This window comes from Clostridia bacterium, assembly GCA_014360065.1.
Taxonomy (GTDB): domain Bacteria; phylum Bacillota; class DSM-521; order Neomoorellales; family JACIYF01; genus JACIYF01.
Genome location: JACIYF010000103.1, coordinates 1 through 9,227, shown reverse-complemented (window position 1 = coordinate 9,227; position 9,227 = coordinate 1). Strand labels below are relative to the sequence as shown.

Sequence of the window (9,227 nt, the reverse complement as noted above, 5' to 3'; positions counted from 1 at the left end):
TAGTTGGAGGTTTGATTTGCTTAATAGCTCAAGCTCTTTTTGGCTATTTTCAGCAATTAGGTTATAGCTTCGAAGCTGCCAGCTCGGCTACAAGCATGACCATGGTATTTGGTGGGGCACTGGCCACTGGCCTAGGTCTTTACGATCGTTTAACCAAGATAGGTGGAGCGGGAGCCATCATCCCCATCACCGGTTTTGCCAATTCCATAGTAGCACCGGCTATGGAATATCGGAAGGAGGGTTTCGTCTTTGGAATCGGCGCTAGGATGTTTACTGTAGCTGGTCCTGTTCTCACTTATGGGTTTATTACTTCTGTGCTAATAGGCCTTATACTCTTTTATATTAGTTAAGCAACATTTTAGCGTCGTCTTAGGGTGATTGCCAGTGAGCGCGCCGCTAAAAAAAGTGGGTAAGCAGACCTTAAAGTTTTCTTTTCCTCCCTATATTGCTGCAGCCGCGTCCGTAGTTGGCCCCAAGGAGGGTAGAGGGCCGTTGCGGGCCACTTTCGATCGAATTGTCCCTGACTCGTATTATGGTGAGAAAACTTGGGAACGGGCCGAAAGAAAAATGCTGAAAGAGTCTATCGAGCTAGCCATAGCTAAGGCGGGATTACGGAACCAAGACATAGATTACTTGCTATCAGGCGACTTATTAAACCAAACCATCTCTGCAAATTTTGCTGCTCAGTCGCTATCTATACCTTTTCTTGGACTGTATGGAGCCTGTTCTACTATGTTTGAAGGTTTAGCGCTGGGAGCTATGCTAATTGATGGCGGGTTTGCCAACAATGTAGTAGCCGCCACCTCCAGCCATTATGATACAGCTGAGCGCCAATATCGATTTCCTACCGAGCAAGGTGTTCAACGGCCCTTGTCAGCCCAATGGACAGTAACCGGAGCTGGGGCGTGCATGTTGGGCCGACAGGGGATGGGGCCACGCATCACCTATGCCACTGTTGGGAAGGTAATTAGTCTAGGTCAAAAAGACCCAAATGATATGGGTGGAGCCATGGCTCCAGCTGCGGTCGACACTCTTGTTACTCATTTTCGGGATACAGGGCGACGTCCCAATGACTATGACCTGATACTGACTGGTGACCTAGGAGCGGTGGGAAAAGAGCTGACGTTAAGGTTGGCAGAAGCAGAAGGGTATGACTTGGCTAGTAATTATCAGGACTGTGGTTTACTAATTTTTGGTCCTGAGGAAGATGTGCATGCCGGTGGAAGCGGTTGTGCCTGCTCGGCTGTGGTGGTTGCGGGTTGGTTAGTAAACAAAATGCGGGACGGAACTTACAAGCGAGTTCTTGGGATAGGAACTGGTGCGCTCCTGAGCAAGACTTCAACAGAGCAAGCGGAAACAATACCCTGCATTGGCCATGCAGTAGCCTTAGAGATGGTGTAACTGGGGGTGAGCATCAATGATGCTGCTCAAGGCTTTTCTAATAGGGGGCTTGATTTGCCTCATAGGCCAGTTGATCATGGATCTTACGCCCTATAAGATCACTCCAGCCCATATTTTGGTGGGCTACGTATGTGGTGGAGCCATACTCAGCTCCGTCGGAGCGTATGGCGCACTGGTGAAATTTGCAGGGGCTGGAGCTAGCATACCCCTTAGCGGGTTTGGACACAGCCTAGCTCAAGGCGTTGCGAAGGGGATAGCCTCAAAAGGAATCCTCGGTGCTTTTTCAGGAGGCATAGAGGCAACTAGTGCTGGAATAGCAGCCGCCGTTGTCTTTGGTTACGTTATGGCTGTTCTTTTCCGACCTTCAGGAGTGCAATAGCGAGTGCACCGCCATGAATACCAGGCTAACGGTAGCCAATCTCAAGGCCCAGCTCGAGGATCCTGATTTACGAATTGACATCCTCAGCTCTCCCCGCAATGATTCTAACTCACTAGCTTTAGCCTATATTGACGGGCTGGTCGAATTAACCCTTGTCGAGTCAGTGAAATCCAAGCTTCTGCAGGAATTAACTAATTTCCCTTCTAACGAGACGTTACTGGATGGCCTGACTAATGGAAAAAATAAATGGCACCCTTATCCACTAATGCGCCGCCTTGAAAATTTAGACGACGTCGTGATCAATTTACGAACTGGGCATCTAGTAGTATTGGGGGAGGACGGTATTTGGGCCGCAGCTATTCCTACCTCACTTTTTGACCTGCTGAGGGCTTCAACCGATTATAGACTTTGCCCCATGGCACGGTTGCTGGTGCGACTACTAAGGGCTATAGCAATACTAATTTCTATTTTCTTGACCCCACTGTGGTTATTGGTATCACTGTACCCTGGTTTACTCCCTTCCTCCCTAAGGTTTTTGGGGCTAAGCGGCCTCGAAGTTGGGCAGGTGAGTCTGCTAGGGCAACTGTTAATGACTGAATTAGTGTTTGATCTGGGTCGTCTCTTGGTTTCCAATGGACCGTATCGCCTTGGTACCCCCCTCCTTCTTATTGCGCTGATACTCACTGGCCAAGTTGGTGTTGGGGTTGGGCTATTGGCGCCAGAGACGGTGTTTTACAGTACTCTGGTGGCACTGGGGGTTTTGGCAACTCCTGACGTGGACCTAAGTTGGGCCAATACCCTGGCGAGAATTTTGCTACTTGTTGCCACTGGCGTCTTTGGTCTAGCCGGCTTCATATTGGTGCTGCTCTTCCTGTTTGCTCTGTTAGCAGGTACCAAATCTTTTGGACTACCCTATCTTTGGCCTCTAGTTCCTTTTAACTGGCGAGCTATTAAAGCTGCATTTGCTGGTTTGCAGTCAGGAATGAAGTATTCCTTGCCCGGTCCGGCTAGAAAACCGCGCCGCAGGTGAAAATATCCTGGACAGCCATGGTCTTTTTCACATATAATGACGCTATAACAAAACCACATACTACATACTTTGATGGGAGAGGAGACCAGGAAGATGAGTCGAGCTGAGTTTAGCAAGATCCTATTAAGGGAGGATCAAATACCAACTCATTGGTACAACATTCAAGCCGATATGCCTAATGTTCCACCACCGCCCTTGAACCCCAGGACGGGCGAGATGGTGAGGCCGGATGATCTAGCGGCAATTTTTCCCCCAGCCTTGATTGAACAGGAAGTCAGTCGGGAACGATATATTGAAATCCCGGGCGAGGTTCGCGAGCTCTACAAAATGTGGAGGCCGACTCCTCTGTACCGAGCCTGGCGGCTGGAAAAGGCTTTGGACACACCAGCCCATATCTATTTCAAGTATGAGGGAGTGAGCCCAGCAGGAAGCCATAAGCTAAACACAGCTGTGGCTCAGGCTTACTATAACAAGAAGGCCAAAGTCAGACGGTTGACTACCGAGACCGGCGCTGGCCAGTGGGGCAGTGCTCTCAGTCAAGCCTGTAGCTTTTTTGGGCTGGCATGCGAAGTGTATATGGTAAAGGTAAGTTACCAACAAAAGCCATACCGACGCTCTTTTATGGAAGTTTTCGGGGCAAGGGTGATTCCTAGTCCAAGCGATACAACCGAGGCCGGGCGCCAAGTACTAGCTCGAGACCCTGATTCTCCGGGAACTTTAGGCATTGCTATTAGCGAGGCAGTTGAAGTTGCTGTCAAGAATGCTGATACTAATTACTCATTAGGTAGTGTCCTCAACCATGTGGTATTGCACCAAAGTATTATCGGGCTCGAGGCCAGGCAGCAGATGAGGGAGGTCGGCGAATACCCAGACGTAGTAATTGGTTGTTGTGGTGGAGGTTCCAATTTCAGCGGTTTAAGTTTTCCGTTTTTACAAGATAAATTTAAAGGTCAACCAATTAGAGCGGTGGCAGTCGAACCGAAGGCCTGTCCAACCTTAACCAGGGGCAAGCTAGCTTATGATTTTGGCGACACTGCTGGTCTGACACCGATGATGATGATGTATACTTTGGGACACGACTTTGTTCCGCCTGGCATTCACGCTGGCGGGTTGAGGTATCATGGGGATTCCCCCTTGGTAAGTCAATTGTATCACGATAAGATAATTGAAGCTGTAGCAGTAGGGCAAAAGGAAGTATTTGAAGCAGCCATACTGTTTGCCCGCAATGAGGGTATACTGCCTGCTCCTGAAAGCGCTCACGCCATTGCAGCGGCAATTGCCGAAGCCATACAGTGCCGCAAAGACGGAGTTAAAAAGACCATCCTGTTCGGACTCAGCGGACATGGGCACTTTGATCTCAGCGCCTATGAAGCTTATATGGCAGAGCAGATCTCTGATGTGGAACCAACCGATGAGGAGCTAGCATCGTTTCTGCAGGCGTTGCCTCAGGCGGGGTAGAAAAAACAGCGTAGGGGTGTTCCATGAAACTTCGCGGCACGATGCAAATCAACGAACAAGGGCACTTAACCATTGGTGGGTGCGATACGGTTCAACTAGCGAAACACTTTGGAACTCCACTATACGTTTTGGACGAAGAATGCTTGCGTGATGCTTGTCGGCGGTATAGGCGGGCTTTTAGTGAGCATTATCACAACGCGTTAACGGTCTACGCCGGGAAAGCCCTGCTGAACTTAGCCATTTGCCAGATCATCAAAGAGGAAGGGTTAGGTCTGGACGTGGTATCTGGAGGAGAGCTGTTTACGGCCTTGGCCGCCGGCTTTCCTCCAGAACGTATCTTTTTCCATGGCAATAACAAGACCGAAGCAGAAATAGCTTTGGGACTAGATAGAAAGATCGGCTATTTCATGGTAGATAATTTCCATGAAATTGAGCTGTTGTCCAGGCTGGCCAGCCGCCGTCACATTACAGCTAATGTTATACTTCGAATCGCTCCAGGCATTGAGGCTCATACCCACGAGTTTATTCAAACCGGGCAGATTGATTCTAAATTCGGTTTTACTCTCGAAAATGGGGATGCTTTGCTGGCAGTCAAAAAAGTAATTGATGAGCCTACGCTTAGCTTGCGAGGGATTCACTGCCATATAGGCTCACAAATCTTTGAATTAGAATCATATGTACTGGCAGCCAAAGCTATGGTTGCTTTTATGAAGACCATTAGGGACCGGTATCAGGTTTCTGTGGACATTTTAAATATGGGTGGTGGACTAGGAATATACTATGTTCCAGGAGATGCGCCTCCTACCATTGAAGAGTATGTTTCGACTGTTAGTAAGGCAGTAAGTAGAGAGTGCGAGGACCTTCAATTGCCAAAGCCCATGCTAATAGTAGAACCTGGGCGTTCAATTGTAGGGCCAGCAGGTACCACCCTCTATACAGTGGGGGCCACCAAGCAGATTCCTGGAGTTAGAACCTATGTGGCGGTGGATGGGGGAATGGCTGATAACATCCGACCCGCCCTATACAATGCCAAATACGAAGCTATAGTAGCCAATAAGGCACGGAATGCAGATACTAACTGTGTGTCTCTTACTGGCAAGTGTTGCGAATCCGGCGATATGCTGGCCTGGGATCTAGAACTGGCTTCTTGCCAGGCAGGCGACATCATTGCTGTTCCTGCCACCGGAGCCTATTGCTACTCAATGGCTAGTAATTACAACCGGCTGGGAAGGCCAGCCATGGTGTTGGTAAAGGATGGACAAGCCCGGATGATAGTGCGAAGGGAAACGTATTCCGACCTGATTAGTCACGACCTCTTATTAACCGATTAAAGCAGCTCTAGCTGATACGACTTGTTTTTGAGGGTCGCAGTTGAGCATGCTATAATGGGGGGAGCAAAAACGCCAGCTGAGACGAAGGGAGAAATTCTTTGGTGCCGGAGTCCTCGGTATGGATCCTAGTTTCAATCCCGGCCATCCTGGTTGCCCTTACTTTTCATGAGTACGCTCATGGGCGAGTAGCGGATATGCTGGGCGACCCTACGCCCCGAAATAGTGGTAGATTAACGCTGAATCCTTTAGCCCATTTGGATGTATTAGGCACTCTGCTGCTAATTCTAGCCAAATTCGGCTGGGCCAAGCCTGTTCCAGTTAATCCTTTCTATTTCCGAATCGATCGCCAAAAGGGCATGATGTTGGTAGCTATGGCCGGGCCGTTGATGAATTTAGTCATCGGGTACCTAAGCGCTATAGCTATCCGTTTCGCAGGATCTAGCCTATACGCGTACCAGTTTCTTGAGGCTATGCTGGTATTTAACGTCTATCTAGCCGTCTTCAATCTGGTACCCATTCCCCCTTTAGATGGCTCTAGGGTGCTGGCAGGGGTAGTGTCGCGGGAGACGGCAAACTACATTTACCAGTTGGAAGCGTATGGACCGTTATTACTGCTACTGTTAGTTGCGACTGGAATTATAACCAGGGTTGTAGGGCCTTTGGCAGGTTGGGTTCTAAACAGCATACTGTGGCTTAGCGGGCTGGGGTTTTAACCTATGAGTTACCCCATCACTATCGACAAGTTCTCGGGGCCCCTAGATCTCCTCTTGTATCTCATAGAACAAAACCAAGTTAGCATAAATGATATTTCAGTTGTAGAAATAACTAGGCAATACATGAGTTATCTCCGGGCTGCCCAAGAATTCAACCTGGAGCTAGCAAGCGAGTTCTTGCTTGTGGGAGCAACTTTGCTGCGCATGAAAATAAAGACCCTCTTGCCCACGGATGACATACAAAATGGCGATGGTACCGAGATAGAAGTTGGCCATATGGTACCTCAGTCAAGAGACGGGTTGGTTCAGCGCCTGACTCAGTACAAGGAGTTTAAGGAAGTATCGGCAAAATTAGCCCAGCTAATGGAGCAACGAATTAATGTCTATCTGAGCGGCAACCATGGTGCCGGGTTTGAAGCCAAGTTTTATGGCGATTTACTGCCGGGGATTACTGTAGAGGAGATAGGCAAGATAGCGTCAGCAATCGTGAGCCAAGGGAAGAACTCTACTCAAGATAGCTTTACTCAGGGTTGGCAAGAAGTGAACTTAGGACAAGTTACAGAATGGATTAAGCAGGTCCTAAGCCATTGCCATGGAGGAATAAGCTTCCGCCGTTTAGTCGCGGGTTTGCGTTTGAGGCAAAGGATAGCGGTGTTTGTAAGCCTGTTGGAGATGGCGCGCAAGCGTTGGTTAACCCTCAAGCAAGACCACTTGTTTGGCGACGTTTGGGTTGCCAAGATCAAACCGTTGGCTGGAGGCGGTAGTGAGCTTGCTTCCCGCAGCCATTGAATGTATCCTGTTCGTATCTTCTCGCCCTGTGTCACTGGATGATATGGTAAAAGCTACTGGAGCCTCTAGAGAGGAAGTCCTAGCTGCTTTGGAGGAGGTTAAGGGCTGGTATGGATCTCCATCACGGGGGCTGGCATTGGAAGAAGTTGCAGGGGGGTATCGGCTAGTTACTCGTCCCCAATATGCAAGTGTTCTGGAGAAGCTTTTTGCCCGTCCTTACTCGCCCCTTTCCCGCGCTGCCCTAGAAACCTTAGCTATCGTTGCCTATCGACAACCTATTACCCGGCTGGAGATCGAGTCCATTCGCGGGATAAAGTCGGAGAGCGTTATTGCCACTCTTGTAGAGCGTGGTTTGATTAAGGAGGTAGGCAGAGGTGACGGTCCAGGAAGACCTGTGCTTTACGGCACTACAAATTTGTTTTTGGAGTATTTTGGCTTGAGAGATATAAGTGAGCTGCCACCTATAGAGACGGCTCAACCTGGATAAACTTAGTTAACGAGGTAAGGTTGACCTAAACCCCTTGCCGGGAGTGTGGTGGCAGGTGAGAGCACTTATTTTGACCTTCAGCATAGGCACCCTTTGCCTCATAGTGCTCCTTCCTATCAAGCTTGAAGTAAGATGTGTGCTTTCCGGTAGCCAGTCCTGGGGAAAGATCATTTTATGGATTGGAAGTTGGCCCCGAAATATAGACTTTTCCCGGATACAGCACTATACCCAAGCTCTAGCAGGAACCTATGCCCCTGGCGGACATAGGCTGAAATTTTCTTTCTTAAGGCGGATATTTGGGATCTTCCCACTTCTTGTTCTTGGCAATAAGCTCTTAAAGCAAGCCACGTGCGAACTTCTGCACATAAATGTAGGATTAGGGTTTGCCCAACCATACTTTACTGCCATAGGTGCTGGGTTAGCTTGGGCTTGCTTAGGAGTGGTGAGTAGCTGTTTGCAGTCAAAGGTGCGGGTGGTATTCCCTGATAAGGTAAAGTACGCGGTTTCCCCACGCTTTCTCAAGCCGGAATTAGGCCTAGACTTTTGGTGCATACTCAAGTGGCGATTGGGCCATATTATAGTTGCAGCCATCCGCTTCGTGTGGTGGTGGATTACTGATAATGCCGGACGAAAGGAGCGACCTTTGTGGCGGACCACCCGATCGAGGCATTAATGCGTACAGCAATGGAAAGCATAAAGGGAATGGTTGATGTGAATACGGTTGTTGGTGAAGCTGTGGAAACAGCCGATGGAACTGTAATCATACCGGTCTCCCGAGTGTCTTGCGGGTTTGCTGCTGGCGGCAGCGAGTTTAGCCCCATGGATGGCAAGGCAGCCGAAACTGAGCGAGACTTGCCATTTGGCGGGGGTAGCGGCGCCGGGGTTTCGGTCCAGCCAGTCGGCTTCTTAGTTGTTGGTAACGGGCAGATTCGCTTACTTCCCGTAGATGGAAATGCCATTGTTGATCGCCTAATTGATATTACCCCCCAAATCTTGGATCGTTTACAAAAGTTTGTGGGGTATAATACAGATAGGGATATACCCAAAGTTGAGGCAGAAACAAGCCAGGTAAGTCGCTGAAGTTCTAACCCCCTCCTGTATAACATAATCTGGTAACGGGAGGGGAGATATTGGTTAACGTCATTTGGGTTAGTCTTCTGCTAGTGGGGATAGCCGTGGCTGCTGCTACTGGCCGGGTTGAAGTTGTGAGCCAGACGGCGCTGCTTTCGGCTCAAAAAGCTGTAGAAGTGGCCTTTGAGTTAGTAGGTGTAATGGCATTATGGCTAGGCCTTCTTCGCATTGCAGAAGAGGGCGGGTTAATGCAACTAATAGCAAGGGCACTCCGGCCTTTCACTCGGCTGCTATTTCCCTCGGTTCCTCCGGACCATCCAGCTGTAAGTGCTATGGCAATGAATATCAGCGCTAATGCCCTAGGTCTAGGCAATGCTGCTACCCCCTTTGGACTCAAGGCAATGCAAGAGCTACAAAAGTTGAATCTATCCAAAGACGAAGCCAGCGATGCGATGTGCACTTTTCTTGCCATCAATACCTCGTGCGTTACTCTCTTGCCGGCAACCATCATAGGCATTCGAGTTGCTGCCGGGAGTATTAATCCCACAGATATTGTGGGGCCAACCAT

The 9,227-nt window shown here is 49.2% G+C and carries 11 protein-coding genes; all 11 read left to right on the top strand.

Annotation, left to right across the window (positions count from 1 at the left end; translation table 11 throughout):
* Positions 1–350 (top strand): SpoVA/SpoVAEb family sporulation membrane protein (locus H5U02_12185; protein ID MBC7343175.1); only part of this gene is annotated, 350 nt, incomplete at its 5' end.
* Between the two features lie 34 nt (positions 351–384).
* Positions 385–1,401: a stage V sporulation protein AD gene (gene spoVAD, locus H5U02_12180; GenBank protein MBC7343174.1), complete on the top strand. Its 1,017-nt coding sequence runs from the start codon at positions 385–387 to the stop codon at positions 1,399–1,401.
* A 16-nt stretch (positions 1,402–1,417) separates the two neighbouring features.
* A complete protein-coding gene (gene spoVAE, locus H5U02_12175) occupies positions 1,418–1,780 on the top strand; it encodes a stage V sporulation protein AE (protein ID MBC7343173.1) in 363 nt (120 codons plus the stop codon).
* A 13-nt stretch (positions 1,781–1,793) separates the two neighbouring features.
* Positions 1,794–2,810, top strand: a complete 1,017-nt coding sequence (locus H5U02_12170; protein MBC7343172.1) for a spore germination protein — start codon at positions 1,794–1,796, stop codon at positions 2,808–2,810.
* Positions 2,811–2,903: 93 nt separating this feature from the next.
* Complete coding sequence (locus tag H5U02_12165; GenBank protein ID MBC7343171.1) at positions 2,904–4,268, top strand: TrpB-like pyridoxal phosphate-dependent enzyme; 1,365 nt, start codon at positions 2,904–2,906, stop codon at positions 4,266–4,268.
* Between the two features lie 23 nt (positions 4,269–4,291).
* Entirely contained in the window at positions 4,292–5,599 is a 1,308-nt protein-coding gene (gene lysA, locus H5U02_12160) for a diaminopimelate decarboxylase (protein ID MBC7343170.1), read from the top strand.
* Positions 5,600–5,793: 194 nt separating this feature from the next.
* Positions 5,794–6,312: a site-2 protease family protein gene (locus tag H5U02_12155; GenBank protein MBC7343169.1), complete on the top strand. Its 519-nt coding sequence runs from the start codon at positions 5,794–5,796 to the stop codon at positions 6,310–6,312.
* A gap of 3 nt (positions 6,313–6,315) precedes the next feature.
* Entirely contained in the window at positions 6,316–7,101 is a 786-nt protein-coding gene (locus H5U02_12150) for a segregation/condensation protein A (GenBank protein ID MBC7343168.1), read from the top strand.
* Positions 7,076–7,588, top strand: a complete 513-nt coding sequence (gene scpB / locus H5U02_12145) for an SMC-Scp complex subunit ScpB (GenBank protein MBC7343167.1) — start codon at positions 7,076–7,078, stop codon at positions 7,586–7,588. The genes H5U02_12150 and scpB overlap by 26 nt, the downstream gene beginning before the upstream one ends.
* Positions 7,589–8,233: 645 nt before the next feature.
* Positions 8,234–8,668: a GerW family sporulation protein gene (ytfJ, locus tag H5U02_12140; protein MBC7343166.1), complete on the top strand. Its 435-nt coding sequence runs from the start codon at positions 8,234–8,236 to the stop codon at positions 8,666–8,668.
* A gap of 50 nt (positions 8,669–8,718) precedes the next feature.
* On the top strand, positions 8,719–9,227 hold a 509-nt coding region (locus tag H5U02_12135; GenBank protein MBC7343165.1), incomplete at its 3' end, for a spore maturation protein.

Coding starts and splice junctions, on each gene's coding strand:
- spoVAE (MBC7343173.1), top strand. CDS start 1,418: ATGATGCTGCTCAAGGCTTTTCTAATAGGGGGCTTGATTTGCCTCATA.
- H5U02_12170 (MBC7343172.1), top strand. CDS start 1,794: ATGAATACCAGGCTAACGGTAGCCAATCTCAAGGCCCAGCTCGAGGAT.
- H5U02_12165 (MBC7343171.1), top strand. CDS start 2,904: ATGAGTCGAGCTGAGTTTAGCAAGATCCTATTAAGGGAGGATCAAATA.
- lysA (MBC7343170.1), top strand. CDS start 4,292: ATGAAACTTCGCGGCACGATGCAAATCAACGAACAAGGGCACTTAACC.
- H5U02_12155 (MBC7343169.1), top strand. CDS start 5,794: ATGCTGGGCGACCCTACGCCCCGAAATAGTGGTAGATTAACGCTGAAT.
- H5U02_12150 (MBC7343168.1), top strand. CDS start 6,316: ATGAGTTACCCCATCACTATCGACAAGTTCTCGGGGCCCCTAGATCTC.